Origin of the sequence: Herbaspirillum sp. GCM10030257, assembly GCF_042666555.1 — a bacterium.
GTDB lineage: Bacteria > Pseudomonadota > Gammaproteobacteria > Burkholderiales > Burkholderiaceae_D > Noviherbaspirillum.
Map to the genome: position 1 here is coordinate 20,676 of NZ_JBHTDH010000035.1, position 16,093 is coordinate 36,768.

General features: G+C 57.1%; 15 protein-coding genes. 9 read left to right on the forward strand and 6 right to left on the reverse strand.

What is annotated here, in order from left to right; all coding sequences use genetic code 11:
• Positions 1-65 precede the first annotated feature (65 nt).
• The 5 genes from gshA to ptsP all read left to right on the forward strand — a co-directional run bounded on the left by gshA (position 66) and on the right by ptsP (position 5,246).
• Positions 66-1,364 carry a glutamate--cysteine ligase gene (gene gshA, locus ACFQUU_RS26040; RefSeq protein WP_382251051.1) on the forward strand — a complete coding sequence of 433 codons (1,299 nt, stop codon included), beginning with the start codon at positions 66-68 and terminating at the stop codon, positions 1,362-1,364.
• On the forward strand, positions 1,364-2,299 hold the full coding sequence (gene gshB / locus ACFQUU_RS26045) for a glutathione synthase (protein ID WP_382251053.1): 936 nt from the start codon (positions 1,364-1,366) through the stop codon (positions 2,297-2,299). Before gshA ends, gshB begins: the two co-directional genes overlap by 1 nt.
• 213 nt (positions 2,300-2,512) lie before the next feature.
• Positions 2,513-2,920, forward strand: coding sequence for a PTS sugar transporter subunit IIA (locus ACFQUU_RS26050; protein WP_382251054.1), 408 nt, complete (start codon positions 2,513-2,515; stop codon positions 2,918-2,920).
• A gap of 254 nt (positions 2,921-3,174) precedes the next feature.
• The gene (locus tag ACFQUU_RS26055) at positions 3,175-3,444 is read left to right on the forward strand and encodes an HPr family phosphocarrier protein (protein ID WP_382251055.1); all 270 of its coding nucleotides are present in this window, start codon (positions 3,175-3,177) and stop codon (positions 3,442-3,444) included.
• Between the two features lie 38 nt (positions 3,445-3,482).
• Positions 3,483-5,246 carry a phosphoenolpyruvate--protein phosphotransferase gene (ptsP, locus tag ACFQUU_RS26060; RefSeq protein ID WP_382251056.1) on the forward strand — a complete coding sequence of 588 codons (1,764 nt, stop codon included), beginning with the start codon at positions 3,483-3,485 and terminating at the stop codon, positions 5,244-5,246.
• Between the two features lie 108 nt (positions 5,247-5,354).
• On the opposite strand, the gene ACFQUU_RS26065 is transcribed toward ptsP, so the two are convergent.
• From ACFQUU_RS26065 to ACFQUU_RS26075, 3 genes are all read right to left on the reverse strand, one after another.
• Positions 5,355-6,875 (reverse strand): tripartite tricarboxylate transporter permease, encoded by a 1,521-nt coding sequence (locus tag ACFQUU_RS26065; protein WP_382251057.1) that lies wholly within the window; start codon positions 6,873-6,875, stop codon positions 5,355-5,357.
• 2 nt (positions 6,876-6,877) lie between these two features.
• Complete coding sequence (locus tag ACFQUU_RS26070) at positions 6,878-7,360, reverse strand: tripartite tricarboxylate transporter TctB family protein (protein WP_382251058.1); 483 nt, start codon at positions 7,358-7,360, stop codon at positions 6,878-6,880.
• A gap of 183 nt (positions 7,361-7,543) precedes the next feature.
• On the reverse strand, positions 7,544-8,524 hold the full coding sequence (locus tag ACFQUU_RS26075; RefSeq protein ID WP_382251060.1) for a Bug family tripartite tricarboxylate transporter substrate binding protein: 981 nt from the start codon (positions 8,522-8,524) through the stop codon (positions 7,544-7,546).
• Positions 8,525-9,161: 637 nt separating this feature from the next.
• Between ACFQUU_RS26075 and ACFQUU_RS26080 the strand changes: the two genes are divergently transcribed.
• The 4 genes from ACFQUU_RS26080 to ACFQUU_RS26095 are packed head-to-tail and all read left to right on the forward strand — an operon-like array spanning position 9,162 to position 13,316.
• Positions 9,162-10,307, forward strand: coding sequence for a homoserine O-acetyltransferase (locus ACFQUU_RS26080; protein ID WP_382251061.1), 1,146 nt, complete (start codon positions 9,162-9,164; stop codon positions 10,305-10,307).
• On the forward strand, positions 10,304-10,915 hold the full coding sequence (metW, locus tag ACFQUU_RS26085; RefSeq protein WP_382251062.1) for a methionine biosynthesis protein MetW: 612 nt from the start codon (positions 10,304-10,306) through the stop codon (positions 10,913-10,915). The genes ACFQUU_RS26080 and metW overlap by 4 nt, the downstream gene beginning before the upstream one ends.
• Positions 10,912-12,423 (forward strand): MFS transporter, encoded by a 1,512-nt coding sequence (locus tag ACFQUU_RS26090; RefSeq protein WP_382251063.1) that lies wholly within the window; start codon positions 10,912-10,914, stop codon positions 12,421-12,423. Before metW ends, ACFQUU_RS26090 begins: the two co-directional genes overlap by 4 nt.
• Entirely contained in the window at positions 12,420-13,316 is an 897-nt protein-coding gene (locus tag ACFQUU_RS26095) for a M48 family metallopeptidase (protein WP_382251064.1), read from the forward strand. The genes ACFQUU_RS26090 and ACFQUU_RS26095 overlap by 4 nt, the downstream gene beginning before the upstream one ends.
• Before the next feature lie 131 nt (positions 13,317-13,447).
• On the opposite strand, the gene ACFQUU_RS26100 is transcribed toward ACFQUU_RS26095, so the two are convergent.
• The 3 genes from ACFQUU_RS26100 to ACFQUU_RS26110 form a co-directional block, all read right to left on the reverse strand.
• Positions 13,448-14,245, reverse strand: coding sequence for an exodeoxyribonuclease III (locus ACFQUU_RS26100; RefSeq protein ID WP_382251066.1), 798 nt, complete (start codon positions 14,243-14,245; stop codon positions 13,448-13,450).
• 362 nt (positions 14,246-14,607) lie between these two features.
• Entirely contained in the window at positions 14,608-15,285 is a 678-nt protein-coding gene (locus ACFQUU_RS26105; protein ID WP_382251067.1) for a hypothetical protein, read from the reverse strand.
• A partial coding sequence (locus tag ACFQUU_RS26110; RefSeq protein WP_382251068.1) for an RHS repeat-associated core domain-containing protein occupies positions 15,276-16,093 on the reverse strand: 818 nt, incomplete at its 5' end. The genes ACFQUU_RS26110 and ACFQUU_RS26105, both read right to left, overlap by 10 nt.

The following is a 16,093-nucleotide window of genomic DNA, read 5'->3' on the forward strand; positions in this document are numbered from 1 at the left end:
CTCGCGCGGCGCGTGCAGCTGATTCAGCCGGTTTGCAAGCGCTTTACCTATTTGGAAGGTTTTATATGGTTCCGCATCTCGTCACGGCCCTGAACGGCCCGCTTCTCGACCTCGAAAAAAAGATTCTTGCCGCCACGCCGGCAATCGAACGCTGGTTCCGTCTCGAGTGGCAGGAACATACGCCGCCGTTCTATTGTTCGGTTGACCTGCGCAACGCCGGCTTCAAGCTGGCTCCGGTCGATACCAACCTGTTCCCCGGCGGTTTCAACAACCTGTCCCCGGAAATGCTGCCGCTGGCAGTCCAGGCCGCAATGGCCGCGATCGAGAAATACTGTCCGGATGCCAAGAACCTGTTGCTGATTCCTGAACGCCACACCCGCAACACCTTCTATCTGCAAAACGTCGCTCGCCTGATCCAGATTTTCCGCCAGACCGGTCTCAATGTGCGTCTCGGCTCGCTGTCCGACGACGTGAAGGAGCCCACCAATATCGACCTGCCCGACGGCAGCACCCTCACCCTGGAGCCGCTGGAGCGCTCGGCCAATGGCCGCCGCCTGGGTCTGAAGAACTTCGATCCCTGTACCATCCTGCTCAACAACGACCTGTCGTCCGGCATTCCGTCCGTGCTTGAAGGTCTGCATGAGCAAAGTCTCTTGCCGCCGTTGCACGCCGGCTGGGCGGTGCGCCGCAAGACCAATCACTTTGCCGCGTATGACGAAGTGGTCAAGAAATTTGCCAAGCTGATCGATGTCGACGGCTGGATGCTGAATCCGTATTTTGCGCGCTGCGGCGAAATCAATTTCCAGGAACGCACCGGTGAGGAATGCCTGGCGACCAACGTTGACATGCTGCTGACCAAGATCCGCAAGAAGTACAAGGAATACGGCATCAAGGAAACGCCTTTCGTGATCGTCAAGGCCGATGCGGGCACCTATGGCATGGGCATCATGACCGTCAAGGATGCAAGCGAGGTCAAGGATCTCAATCGCAAACAGCGCAACAAGATGTCGGTGGTCAAGGAAGGACTCGAAGTCTCCGACGTGATCATCCAGGAAGGCGTGCACACCTTCGAGCACATCAACGATGCGGTGGCCGAACCGGTGGTGTACATGATTGACCGTTACGTGGTCGGCGGCTTCTATCGGGTGCATGCCGAGCGCGGTGTCGATGAAAACCTCAACTCGCCAGGCGCACATTTCGTGCCGCTCGCATTCGCGCAGCAGCATGCATTGCCAGACTTACAGGCCAAGCCGGGTACCGCGCCACCGAACCGCTTCTATATGTACGGTGTCGTGGCGCGCATGGCCTTGCTGGCGGCTTCTCTCGAGCTTGAAAAAACCGACCCGAACCCGGAAGTCTACTGATGAAATTTGCCTTTCTCGCGGACCCGCTCGATCACTTCAAGATTTACAAGGACACCACCTATGCCATGATGGCCGAGGCGGCCCGGCGCGGTCACGCCATCTATGCGTTTCAGCAGAAGGACATGGCCCTGGAAGGGGGCAAGGTGAGCGCCAACGTCGCGCGCATCACCCTGACAGGTGACCCGGATGACTGGTATCGCGCCGATGCACCGGAAGCGGTGGAACTCAATGCGTTCGACGCCATCGTGGTGCGCAAGGACCCGCCGTTCAACATGGAATACGTGTACCTGACTTATCTGCTCGAAATCGCGGAAAAGCAGGGCGCGCGCGTATGCAACCGGCCCGAGGCGATCCGCAGCCACAATGAAAAGCTGGCGATCGCGCAGTTTTCGCAGTTCACCTCGCCGACGCTGGTGACCAGCGATGCCGCCCGACTTCGCGCCTTCCATGAAGAACACAAGGATGTGATTCTCAAGCCGCTCGATGGCATGGGCGGCGCGGGGATTTTCAGGGTGCGCGAAGATGGCATGAACCTCGGCTCCATCATTGAAACGCTGACCGGCAATGGTGCTCACAGCATCATGGCGCAGCGCTTCATTCCGGAGATCGTCAAGGGCGACAAGCGTGTGCTGCTGATCGGCGGCGAGGTCGTGCCGTTCTGCCTGGCGCGGATACCGCAAGGTAGCGAAGTGCGTGGCAATCTCGCTGCGGGCGGCTTAGGCGTTGCGCAGCCAATTTCGGATCGCGACCGGGAAATCGGCGAAGCCCTTGCGCCAGTTCTGGCTGGTCGAGGCTTATTGCTGGTAGGATTAGACATCATTGGGCATTGCCTGACGGAAGTGAATGTGACCAGTCCGACCTGTTTTCAGGAAATCAAGCAGCAAACCGGTTTCGATGTAGCCGGGATGTTTGTCGATGCCCTGGAAAAGCAGTAGCAGACCAGGGGGCCGTGAAGGCGGCGTGGAAGAAATGATTTGCTGCCAGTTGCAATCAAATCGTCATCCGCATACAGCAACATACGTCGCAAATACGTCGCAACTATCGAAAAACAATCAACAGGTGCCGAAGCACCGCTAACGGAGAGACCGACATCGCGGGAGACGCGGAAGTCGCCGGACAACACGGCAGTCGGTCTATAAAGAGCAATCATGATTGGCATTCTTCTACTTACGCATGCACCTCTGGGCAACGCCTTCATTGAGGCGGCAACCCATGTATTTCGCGCGCGTCCCGACAGGATGGAGGCGATCGATGTGCGTGCCGACCAGGACACTGCCGAAGTCAACCGGGTGGCGCAGGAAGCAATCAATCGCCTAGACGACGGCTCCGGTGTGCTGGTGATTACCGATGTGATGGGCGGTACGCCTTCCAATTGCACGCTGCGGCTGTGCAGCCCCGGGCATGTGGAAGTGATCGCCGGCATCAGCCTGCCGATGCTGCTGCGTGCGCTCACCTATCGCAACGATACCATCGACGTTGTTGTCGAAATGGCGCTGGCCGGCGGACAGAGCGGCGCGGTCAGGGTCGACAACCGGGTCCGGCTTTCACCAAACTAGAGCGGGTTTCATATTGGTGTGCGGAGAAGCGGGTCGATTTGGCGTGCAGGGCAAGGCGCGCGGAGCGCCGTGTGGCGGGCCACACAAGCGACAAGCAACGCCGCCCGGCGCGTCAAGGCGGCCCGAGGCGACAGTACAATAATATGAAACCCGCTCTAAGCAGCAGCAAATGCAGTAGGAATACAAGTAGGCATTGAAGTACAAGGTGCACGTAGAGACACGACGGACTTCCACAACGATAACGATAAGCAGACATGATTCAACAGGAAATCGAAATCATCAACAAGCTCGGGCTGCACGCCCGTGCCTCGGCAAAACTGACCCAGCTCGCCGCCAAGTTCCAGAGTGAAGTCTGGCTCAGCCGCAACGCACGACGCGTCAATGCCAAATCGATCATGGGTGTGATGATGCTGGCCGCCGGTAAGGGCGCGAAGGTCACACTGGAAGCAGATGGCGCCGATGAAAAAGCTGCATTCGATGCCCTGGTCGAGCTGATCCAGAACAAGTTTGGCGAAGGCGAATAATCAGTACGCACAATACGCTCACATAAGTCCGCACATCGATGGCTTCATTCACCTTACACGGCATCCCGGTATCACGCGGCATTGCAATCGGCCGTGCGCATATCCTTGCGCCCGCCGCCCTGGACGTCAAACATTACCTTGTGCCGGAAGAGCAGGTGGAGGCTGAAGTCCAGCGCCTGCAAAAAGCCATCGCGACGGTGCACAAGGAATTGCAGACCATCTGGAACGACTTGCCCAAGGATTCCCCGGCGGAGCTCGGTGCGTTCATCGATGTGCATGCCCTGATTTTGTCGGACCCGATGATTGCCGAAGTGCCGCTGGATATTATCCGCTCGCGCTATTACAACGCCGAATGGGCGCTGGTAACGCAGATCGATGAACTGTCCGCGCAATTCGACGAGATCGAAGACGCTTACCTGCGCGAACGCAAGAGCGATATCCAGCAAGTCGGCGAACGCGTGCTCAAGGTGCTGACCGGCACCGCGTCTACCTTGCCATCGAATGTCGATGGCGACGAAGGCGCCGGGCGCATGATCGTCGTCGCGCATGACATCTCGCCCGCCGACATGCTGCAGTTCAAGGACCGTGCTTTCGGCGGCTTTGTTACCGATCTGGGTGGCCAGAACTCGCATACCGCGATCGTTGCGCGCAGTCTCGATATACCGGCAGCGGTCGGCATGTTCAACGCATCGGCGCTGATCCAGCAGGACGATTGGGTCATCATCGATGGCGACGCCGGCGTCGTCATCGTCGATCCCGCACCGAGTGTGCTCGAACAGTATCGCGAGCGCCAGGCAAAATTACTGCGTGACCGCAAGAAGCTCGGCAAGCTGCGCAAGACGCCGGCGATCACTCGCGATGGCACGCCGATCACATTGCTCGCCAACATCGAATTACCGGACGATTGCCCCGCAGCGCTGGAAGCAGGCGCGATGGGCGTGGGCCTGTTCCGTTCTGAATTCCTGTTCATGGGCCGCACCGGCTACCTCAACAAACTGCCTTCCGAGGACGAGCAATTCGAGTCCTATCGTAAGGCAGTGATGGCCATGAAGGGCCGGCCGGTCACGATCCGCACACTCGACATCGGCGCCGACAAACCGCTCGATGCCGCCGAGCAGACCGCGCTCAATCCGGCACTTGGATTGCGCGCGATACGTTTCTGCCTGGCCGAGCCGCAAATGTTCCTCGCACAGTTGCGGGCGATCCTGCGCGCCTCCGCTTACGGCCCGATCAAGCTGCTAATCCCGATGCTTGCGCATGCATTTGAAATCGACCAGAGCCTGGCCATGATCGAGCAGGCCAAGGGGCAACTGCGCGATGCCGGCAAGAAGTTCGATCCGCTGATCCAGGTTGGCGCGATGATCGAAATCCCGGCCGCCGCATTGACGCTGCCGCTGTTCGTCAAGCGCATGGATTTCCTCTCCATCGGCACCAACGACCTGATCCAGTACACGCTGGCCATCGACCGTGCCGACCACGAGGTCGCCCATCTCTACAATCCCTTGCATCCTGCTGTGCTGTACCTGCTGTCGAGCACGATTGCCATGGGCGCGAAAGCGGGCATCCCGGTATCGGTGTGCGGTGAAATGGCGGGGGATACCAAGCTGACACGCCTGTTGCTTGGCATGGGGCTGCGCGAATTTTCCATGCATCCGACGCAATTGCTGGCAGTGAAGCAGGAGATCCTGAACAGCGATCTTGGCGCGATTGCGCCGCATATGAAAAAGATTTTGCGAGCGATGGAGCCGAGCATGATCATGTCGGCAGTGGAGCAATTGCGGGCTGAAGGAAACCCAGCCTGAACTGAGCTCAAGGTTGCGGATCATTCCATGCAGTGCGCAGCAATGAAAAAGGGCCCCGCGGGGCCCTTTTGTCTTTTGCGCCCTACCCGCGTAGGGAGGTCACCTTTTTCAAGGCGCCGCTGTAGCCTTTCCTGCGGGCGGATGCCGCCTTGCATGGATCCGCTTCCACAGGGGTGGACCAACCAGCAACAACAGGGTAATGGCCAGCACCGTTGCTGAAATCGGATGCGTGAAGAACACCGACGGATCTCCCTGGCTGATCGACAGCGCGCGGCGCAACTGCTGTTCCGCGACAGGGCCGAGAATCATGCCGACGATAGTCGGTGCCACCGGTATGTCATAACGCCGCATGATGAAGCCGATCAGGCCGATGATGTAGAGCAGCAGCAGGTCGAACCAGGAGTTGCGCAAGCCGTAGGCGCCCAGCGTTGCAAAGATCAGGATGCCGCCGTACAGCAGCGGACGCGGGATCGACAGCAGCTTGATCCACAAACCGACCAGTGGCAGGTTGAGTACCAGCAGCAGCACATTGCCGATATACATCGATGCAATCAGACCCCAGACCAACTGAGGTTGGCTTTCGAACAGCAGCGGGCCTGGCTGCAAGCCATATTGCTGGAATGCGGCCAGCACGATCGCCGCCGTTGCGGACGTTGGGAGGCCGATCGTCAGCAGCATCGCCAGCGTGCCCGTGCTCGATGCGTTGTTGGCCGCTTCCGGACCAGCGACACCTTCAATCGCACCGTGCCCGAATTCTTCCGGTTGCTTGCTCAGTTTTTTCTCGATGGCATAGGACAGGAAGGTCGGGATCTCGGCGCCGCCTGCAGGCATTGCGCCGATCGGAAAGCCGAGCACGCTGCCGCGCACCCAAGGCTTCCAGGAGCGCGCCCAGTCCGACTTCGACATCCAGATGGAGCCTTTCACCTGTTCGATCACGTCGGCAGTTTTGTTGAGGTAGGTCGCGAGGTACAGCGTTTCGCCAACCGCGAACAAGCCGACCGCCGCAACAACCACATCAATGCCATCCAGCAATTCCGGGATGCCCATCGTGAAGCGGGGCTGGCCGGTCTGGCCATCGATGCCGATCAGGCCAATCCACAGACCGAAGAACAGGCTGGCGAGACCGCGCGCCATGGACGAGCCCAGCAGGGTCGACACCGTGATGAAGGCCAGTACCATGATGGAAAAATATTCTACCGGGCCGAATTTCAATGCAAGGTTGACCACCAGCGGCGCGACCGCGGTCAGCATGATGACCGAAATGGTCCCGGCGACAAACGAGCCGATGGCCGCGGTAGACAGCGCGGGACCGGCGCGGCCATTCTTGGCCATCAGGTTGCCTTCGAGTGCAGTGACGATCGTGGCCGACTCACCCGGTGTGTTAAGCAGGATGGATGTCGTGGAGCCGCCATACATCGCGCCGTAATAGATGCCGGCAAACATGATCAGCGCGCCGGTCGGATCCAGACTGGCGGTCGCCGGCAGCAGCAAGGCGACGGTTAATGCGGGGCCGACGCCCGGCAGTACGCCGACCAGGGTGCCGAGTGTGACGCCGATAAATCCGAGCAGCAGATTCTGCAAGGTCATGGCGACCGCAAAACCGGACAGCAAAGCGTTCATGGTTTCCATGATTACAGGCCTCCGAGCAAGCCGGCTGGCAGGTTCAAGCCCAGCCCGAGGGTAAAGATAAAGTAGGCTGCGGCCGACAGCACCGCACCGACCATGATGTCGCGCAGCAGCTTGCGGCTGCCGAAACCGCGGGCAATCAGGATGAACAGGAAAGTCGATGCCAGGATGAATCCGGCCCAGCCGATCGACGCCATGTGCAGCAGCACGCCGGCGGTCAGGATGCCAAAGGCCAGCCAGTCGGGGGTATTGTGTGCTTCATCCTGCGGCACGTTGCGCCAGCCGCCGGAAACCGCTTGCCAGCCCAGGATGCCGCCGAGGATCACGAGCCCGGCTCCGATCAGGTAAGGAAAGGCACGCGGGCCGATCTGCGCATAGCCGCCGCCGGCGGAAATGGCTTGCGTTCCGATCAGGGTATATATGCCCAGTGCGGCCAGGCCGAGGGCGGCCAGTAGCTCTCCGATTACGATGGGAGAACGAGATGTCATGTTGTCACCTAGAAGTGAAGACTACGAATACCAAGGGGGACGAATGTCGGAACGATGGGCTTGCTGACGTTCCGGCTTGCGCCTCAAAGTCCCTGTTGCGCAGCTTGAAGCGGTGAACCACATGTCACCCATGGCGGCATGTGGTTCACGCAATGCGCTGCGTGATGCAGCTTGTGGTTGTGATTACTTCTTTACCAGACCGAGGCTGGTCATGATCTGTTCGGTCTTGGCGATTTCGTTGGTCAGATAGGTCTTGAATTCGTCGCCCGCCAAGTAGGCATCGTTCCAGCCGTTTTTGGCCAGCAGGTCTTTCCAGGTCTTGGTATTCACTGCCTTCTCGACGGCGGCGATCAAGTCTTTCTTTTGCTGTTCATTGATGCCGGGGGCGCCAAACACGGCACGCCAGTTAGCCAGCTCGACATCAACGCCTTGCTCCTTCAGGGTCGGCACATCGATGCCCGGCAGGCGCTTACCCGATGTCACGGCGATCGGACGCAGCTTCTTGGCTTCGATCTGGCCGGCGAACTCGTTGTAGCCGGACAGTCCGACGGTGACATGGCCGCCCATGATCGCAGCCTGTGCTTCACCGCCGCCCGCGAACGGGATGTAGTTGATCTTGGAAGCATCGACGCCAGATGCCTGGGCGATCATCGCGACGATGATGTGGTCGGTGCCGCCGGCAGAACCGCCACCCCAGGACACGCTGCCCGGATTGGCCTTGAACTGCGCAATCAGTTCTTTCAATGACTTGATCGGCGAGTTTGCCGGCACCACCAGAACATCGTACTCGCCGGTCAGGCGGGCGATCGGTGTGACCTGGGACAGGTTGACCGGCGACTTGTTGAGAGCGATGCCGCCCACCATCACGCTACCGCCGACCAGCAATGCGTTACCGTCGCCCTTGGAGGAGTTGACGAACTGCGCCAGCCCAATCGTGCCTGCTGCACCGCCCTTGTTGTCCACCTGGACTTTTTTGACGATGTCATTCTGTTGCAGCGCCTGCTGCAAACCACGACCCGTCTGATCCCAGCCACCGCCCGGGTTCGCCGGCACCAGCATCTTGATGCTGTCGATCGCCAGTGCGGGACCTGCGGCCAGCAGGCCGAGCGCGGTCACCGAAGTGGCTAGCAGGCGGGTGAGGGAAGTGAATTTTCCTGATTTCATGTCTTTGCTCCTGTTTTCCTTGAACTGATCACCCCGGTTGTTGGTATGACTGGCGCCCGGGTTCATGCGCCGTTTCTTTACACTTGCCTATACTTTAATTCACACTAGCTTGCAGTTTGCTTTCGGTCGCTGCTTTTTGGTGCGGCATTGAGAATTCTCTAGCAGGGGTTGTCCGGTGGCATGCTGGTCGCCCGGCCCGCCAGCATCGGTTGAGGTTGCTGTTTTGTCATCGTTGCTCTGGCCTTCCCGGTCCTCGCACGCAGGTGAATGTTTTTAAGCATGACTCACGGCCTTGCTTATGCAGGCCGGTTGCGTCCCGCGTGGCGGTTTGAGGTTTGACTGTGTCACCCGACTTAGTTATTCTTACGCAATGCGCCGATTTGATAATCAGCTTGCGGGCGCGTAATAAATACGGCTAAAGCGTGCTTGCCTTTGCGCCCCAATTTAGCCCGATAAGCTGTCAGCTATCGGGCTTTTTTGTTTTTTAGCCCGGAAAAATCATGACGCGTGTTGATAGTCGATGGTGGCTGGTCGATGGACTGTGGTCGATGGCTTTGTGCCACTCGCTATTTGCCGTCTCCCATTCAAGACTCACCATTCGCCTTCGACGCGCGGAGCAGTTTCTTTTTGGACGACTATGCCATCTGTTGGAATCGTAACGCCGCAATCCATGCATTTCCCCGAGCCGTTGCCGCTATCGAGCGGCGCGTCGCTGTCCGATTACAAGCTCGTGTATGAAACCTATGGCACGCTCAACGCCGACCGCTCCAACGCGGTCCTGATCTGCCATGCACTCAATGCCTCGCATCATGTGGCAGGCATGTACGAAGGTGCTGACGGCAGCAAGAATGTCGGCTGGTGGGATAACATGGTCGGCCCCGGCAAGCCGCTCGATACCGATCGATTCTTCGTTATCGGTGTTAATAACCTCGGTTCGTGTTTCGGTTCAACCGGCCCGATGAACATCAACCCGGCCACCGGTAAACCCTATGGCGCGGACTTTCCCGTTGTTACTGTCGAAGACTGGGTGCGTACACAAGCGCGCCTTGCCGATGCGCTCGGCATCCGTCAGTTCGCTGCGGTGATGGGCGGCTCGCTCGGCGGCATGCAGGCACTGGCCTGGAGTATGATTTTTCCGGAACGCCTGCGCCATTGCATCGTGATCGCATCGACGCCGAAACTGTCGGCGCAGAACATTGCATTCAACGATGTCGCACGCCAGGCCATCTTGACCGATCCGGATTTCCACGGCGGCGACTTCTATGCGCACGGCGTGGTACCCAAGCGTGGCCTGCGCGTAGCGCGCATGGTCGGGCACATCACCTATCTATCCGATGACAGCATGGCCGAGAAATTTGGCCGCGACCTGCGCAACGGCGGCTACCAGTTCGGTTTCGGCATTGATTTCGAAATCGAGTCTTATCTGCGCTACCAGGGCGACAAGTTTTCCGAATACTTCGATGCCAACACTTATCTGCTGATCACCAAGGCGCTCGATTATTTCGACCCGGCCAGGGAGTACGGCGACGATCTCGCCAAGGCACTGGAACCGACGCTGGCGCAATTCCTGGTAGTGTCCTTTACCACCGACTGGCGCTTTTCGCCGGAGCGCAGCCGTGAAATTGTGCAGGCGCTGGTCAAGAACAAGCGCAAGGTGTCTTATGCAGAAATCGCCGCGCCGCATGGCCATGACGCGTTTTTGCTGGAAGATCCGCGCTATATGAATGCCGTGCGCGCCTATTACGACAGAATTTGGCAGGAAATCGAAGGGAGGTCCGCATGAATTTTCAGGAACTGAGCGTGCTGCGCGCCGACCTTGCCTTTATCGCACACTGGATCAATCCCGCATCGCATGTGTTGGACCTCGGTTGCGGCGACGGCGTGATGCTGCAATACCTGCAAACGGACAAGCATTGCATCGGCTATGGCGTCGAGATCGATGATGCCAAAATCCCATTGTGCATCGAGCGCGGCGTCGCCGTCATTCAGCAGGATCTCGAAAGCGGCCTGGCCATGTTTGTCGATAATGCTTTTGACACGGTGCTGTGCCTGTCTGCGCTCCAGATGATGAAGAATGTGGAAGGTGTGCTGCGCGATATTGCGCGGGTTGGTCGTGAAGCCATTGTGTCATTCCCCAACTTTGCATACTGGCCACACCGGATGGCGCTGATGGGGGGAAGAATGCCGGTGTCCAAATCCCTGCCGTATGAGTGGTATGACACGCCGAATGTCCGCTGCGCAACTATTTACGATTTTCAGGAACTTGCCAATGAAGTGGGGCTCGAAGTGCTCGAGTGCATCGCGTTGCACGAAGGCAAGCCCGTGACGTTTCTTCCGAACTGGCGTGGTAGTCTTGCCGTGTTTCGATTACGTAAGAAATCTCCCGCATGAGCGTCCCTGCCAGTCAGACTGCCACTACCGCAGCCCCTCCCAAGCTTCTCCGTTCCAAGCTGTTCTGGATCAGCATGATGTATTTTTCAGAAGGCTTTCCGCTTGGGTTGTTTTTCGACCTGTTCCCGGTGTATTTCCGGCAACAAGGCATTGAGCTGTCGAAGATCGGCCTGCTCAGTCTGCTTGGCCTGTCATGGACGCTCAAGTTCCTGTGGGCGCCGCTGATCGACTTCACCCGCCGCCATCGCTACTGGATGGCTGCCGCCGATGTCGGCATGGGCATTGTGATGATCATCTGCGCGCGCGAAGCAGGATTCGGCCCCTGGGTCTGGTTCGCCATCGGCGCCTTCACCGCCCTGTCGGCAACCAACGACATCGCTATCGACGGCTATACCATCGAGCAGCTCGACAAGCGCGAACTCGGTCTGGCCAACGGATTCCGCATCGGCTTTTATCGGGTTGGCATGCTTGCTGCCGGCATCCTGCTCTGGTTTTCGGATGTGGCCGGCTGGACCTCGACCTATGGCCTGGCGTCGGTGCTGTTTCTGATCATCGCCGCGTTCAGTCTTTTTGCGCCGAAGGAGCCTCCGCGCCCGGCCCGCGAGGCGCCAGCCAGCCTGAGCAGCGAAATGTCGGCGCTGGCGCAGCAGCCGATGCTGATCGTCGCACTGCTGCTCTTCATCGCCGGCCTGTTGTGGCCGGTGCTGGGCGTGCTTGATGCCGAATGGATCAAGCCCTACAAAAGCGCATGGTGGTTCAAGGGCGGCGCACCGGTCGGGCTGATTTTTCTCTCGGCCATCCTGTTCACCAAGGGCATTCGCGGCCAGTCCGAGCAACTCTCGGCGGCCTCGTCCAGCGGCCCGATGTTCGGCGCGATCGTCTCGCTGCTCAACAAGCCGCATGCGCTGCTGCTGATTGGTTTCATCCTGATCTTCAAGCTGGCCGATTCCTCGATTGGTTTCATGATCAAGCCCTTCTGGGTCGACAGTGGTTTTACCAATACCCAGATCGGCCTGGTATCGGTCAATCTTGGCCTGGGCCTGTCAATCGCCGGCGGCATCATCGGCGGCTGGTACACCGACCGCGCCGGCATCTTCAAGGCGCTCTGGGTGCTTGGTTTGTGGCAAGCCTTATCCAATGTCGGCTATGTCGCCGCCGCTTACTTCATTCCGCGCGCAGTTCAGGGCGCCGACATCGCGACCACGCATCAGGTCCTGATGTACAGCGCAAGCGCGATTGAGTCGTTTACGGGTGGCCTCGGCACTGCTGCTTTCCTTGCCTTCCTGATGGCAATCGTCGACAAGTCGCGCGCCACGACGGAATATGCGATCTTATCCTCCATCTTTGCCTTTTCACGTTCCATTGCGGGATGGGCTGGCGGCATTGGCGCACAGGAAATGGGGTACGCGGCCTACTTCGCGCTGACCTTCATCCTCGCCTTTCCAGCCTATGCCTTGCTGCCCTGGATCAAGTCCGTGTTGAAGTCTTCCGAGGAGTCTCGAACATGAACCTGTCTACGCCCTTGAGTGTCGCTCTTGCGGCCTTGATATCCGTCGTGCCGCCCGTCTTCGCCAAGGATGAAGTCAGTCCTGATGGGGTGAAAGTCGACAAAATGTCATCCCTACGCAATCTTGTCTCGGAGGAAGAGTTGGAAGCAGCGGCAGTGCAGCAGTACAACAGCATCAAGCAGCAGGCGAGCCAGCAGCGCGCGCTGGCCCCGGATGACCATCCGCAAGTGCAGCGGCTGCGCAAGATCGCCAAGGACCTGATTCCCCACGCGGTCCGGTGGAATGAACGCGCCGCCCAGTGGAAATGGGAAGTCAACCTGATCGGCTCGAAGGAGATCAACGCCTTTTGCATGCCAGGCGGGAAGATCGCCTTTTTCAACGGCATCATCACCAATCTCAAGCTCACCGATGACGAAGCCGCCATCGTGATGGGCCATGAAATCGCGCATGCGCTGCGCGAACACGGGCGCGAGCGCGCGGCCAAGTCGGGCCTGGCGAGTGCCGGCGCGAAGATCGCCGGCCTTGGCCTGTCGGCCTTCCTCGGCATCGACCCCAATCTTGCTGGCGCCGCCACCGGTGGCCTCGCCAATCTGACGATGCTGAAATTTTCTCGTGATGACGAAACCGAGGCCGATCTCGTTGGCCTTGATATCGTCGCCCGTGCCGGCTATGACCCGCGTGCCGGTGTCGCGCTTTGGCGCAAGATGGGCATGGTAAGCAAGAGCAATACGCCGCAATGGTTTTCCACTCACCCGGCGGGCAAGAGCCGCATCGCCGAAATGGAACGGCACCTGCCGTCGGTCATGCCGCTGTATGCAAAGGCCAAGGGCGTGCAGCCGACGGCGCTGCCTCCTTATGAAACCAATGTAAAAGAGATTGCGCCGATACGTTAGAAACTTCGACAGGGTTGGCAGCGTACGCGGGCGTATTCGGCGTGTTGAAAAAACGGTAGGGTGCGTGGCACACCTACCGTTTTTATTTACTCTCAACGTGCAGTCGACAGAGCCTTTAACATTCAGCCTATTCAGGCATGGATGAATGCCGACGCGCCGTTGTATTCGACAGTCAGCGGAGCATGGTCCGAGAATCGTGCTTCCTTATAGATCGCTGCAGCGCTTGCTTTCGCCGCGATACCTGGCGTCGACACATGGTAATCAATTCGCCAACCAACATTATTGGCCCAAGCCTGTCCGCGATTGCTCCACCAGGTATAAGCCTCGCCGGTGGTCTCGGGATGCAGGGCCCGATAGACATCCACCCAGCCTACATCACCGAGTACCTTGCTCATCCATGCGCGTTCTTCCGGCAGGAAGCCGCTGTTTTTCTGATTCGATTTCCAGTTCTTCAGGTCGATTTCCTTGTGCGCGATATTCCAGTCGCCGCAGATTACGACTTCCTGTCCGCAAGCACGCAGCTTTTGCAGGTGCGGCAAAAAAACTTCCATGAACCGAAACTTCGCCTGCTGTCTTTCCTCGCTGGAGGAGCCTGAAGGGCAGTACACCGAGATTACGCTCAGCTTGCCGAAATCACATTGCACATAACGACCTTCCGCATCGAATTCATCGCAGCCAAAACCGATTTGAATCGCATCGGGTTCATAACGCGAATACACACCCACGCCCGAGTAACCCTTTTTCTCCGCATAGTGGAAATGACCATGGTACCCATGTGGTGACAAAAACTCCGGTGTCATATCCGCCGCCTGCGCCTTCAATTCCTGCACGCAGACAAAATCAGCCGACTGCTTTTGCATCCAGTCGAAAAACCCTTTTTTAGAAGCGGAGCGAATGCCGTTGAGGTTGGCGGAAATGATCTTGAGCATGGTTGCTGAGCGGTGAAGATGAGGGTGTTTAGGATAACTTATTTGGGGGAGGAATGTTGCACGAGGCATGTAGTGAAACGGCATAGTTGGAATACCTAATGCCAAGAACAGGATGAACTTTCATTTTATGAATTTTGTATCACCATAGTTGTGAATGACTTTTAAACTGGAATTTCATCGCTCGCTGAATTTGTAACTATCCAGAGTACTATGGCAGCGCACATAGGTCAGTCCTCATAAGTCGGTTTTGCTATAGATATCCTTAGTTGCTGGCATGGTGTGCCCGAAAAAATTTATGACATTCCTGCTCCTTTCGTCAGACTGACCCACGAGCTGACGTATCACCGCTATCAATAAAATTTTCAAACAAGAAGATCAGAAAATTGTGTGGCTAAACAGATGAGTTTCTGAATGGCGTGATTACTTTTGCATTTCTTCTTAGATAAATTGGCGTAATCGTATTTCTTAAACATCGATCTCACAAAGTTCGTGTTGGTTTTTTTCATGTCGAACTGGGTGCTTTCGTCGAAATTGCTTTCAACTGTTTTTATATAATAGTTTCTTGCGGAGCCTTTATCCGCAGTAGAAAATTGCATGAGAATTCCGTTTTCAAAAAGGAGTGCACCTTCCTTTAGTCCATTGTCTAAATAAATTTCAAATCGATGGGGCTTGCTATTTGTAAGCAATTCTTTCTCATGAATCTTTTTTAAAAGTGTTGACAATCGGATTTTGCTAACAATTCCTAATCCGTTTGTACGCAACCGATTCTGGTAAAAATAGAGTTTGAATTCAGTACAAATTTTTCTTCGTTTGCTTGAAAAGTATCTTGTCCAAGCATAAAGATAATGTTCATTAGGATCCCCAGATAAATCAAACCCGCTATCTCGAAGCAAGTTTGGTTCAAACGAATTCAGATTAACTGTAAGAGGTGCTTTTATTCGTCCATCCTCAAGGAAGGTAATAATCACATCATAAATATTTGCCGCTGAACTTTCACTTAGTAGATCGAGCTTAGTGTGGCGATGCTTCGCTATAGACACGGACATGTTCCCTTACTCTTATGAGTGTTCAATATATCTCGGACCTTTGCCATTTCAGTAGTCCTACTGGAATTTGGATAGGCATCGATGCCGGCTTGCGCTGCTTTTTCCATTCGATCCACGTTTTTCGGATTGTTTAAATATTCCCTCACACTTTCCGTTGCCTTTTCCCATTGGCGTGGATTCAAATCTCGAGTTGCCTTATCAGCAGGAACCAGAGCCACGCCATCACCCGTAGCGTTAGGGATAATTCCGATGTGCCCACCTTTTGACGGCAAACCAGCACCATTAACATTTACATGAACGCCGCGGCTTAGCGCATCTCCACCTGCTGTTTGCGCCCCGACTGTGTAACCTGCTAGGCCAAGCGGATCAATCCACACCGTAGGATTGGGTGCATATTGATAGAGGTTGTTGCCACCCTGCAGGCCAATCGGATCCTGGCTGACGAAGCGGCCGCTATCCGGATCGTAGTACCGAAAGCGGTTGTAATGCAAACCGGTTTCACTGTCGTAGTACTGCCCCTGGAAACGCAGCGGCATGACATCGGTGAAGGCGCTGGGTTCTGTCGCCGTATCCTGGTCATCCGCTACCTGTATTGCTGGCATCGCTGCAATGGCCAGGTTGCCCCATGCCTTGTGCACGCCGGCCCAGACGATCTCGCCTGACCCGCTGGTCAGTTCGCGCGGCGTGCCCAGATGATCGGTATGGATGTACCGGACATTCTGTGACTTCTGTGCTTGTGCAGCGTGCGGCGCACTGGTTGCTGTGGTGCTGTCCACCTGTGCGATCGGCACAAACGCATCCG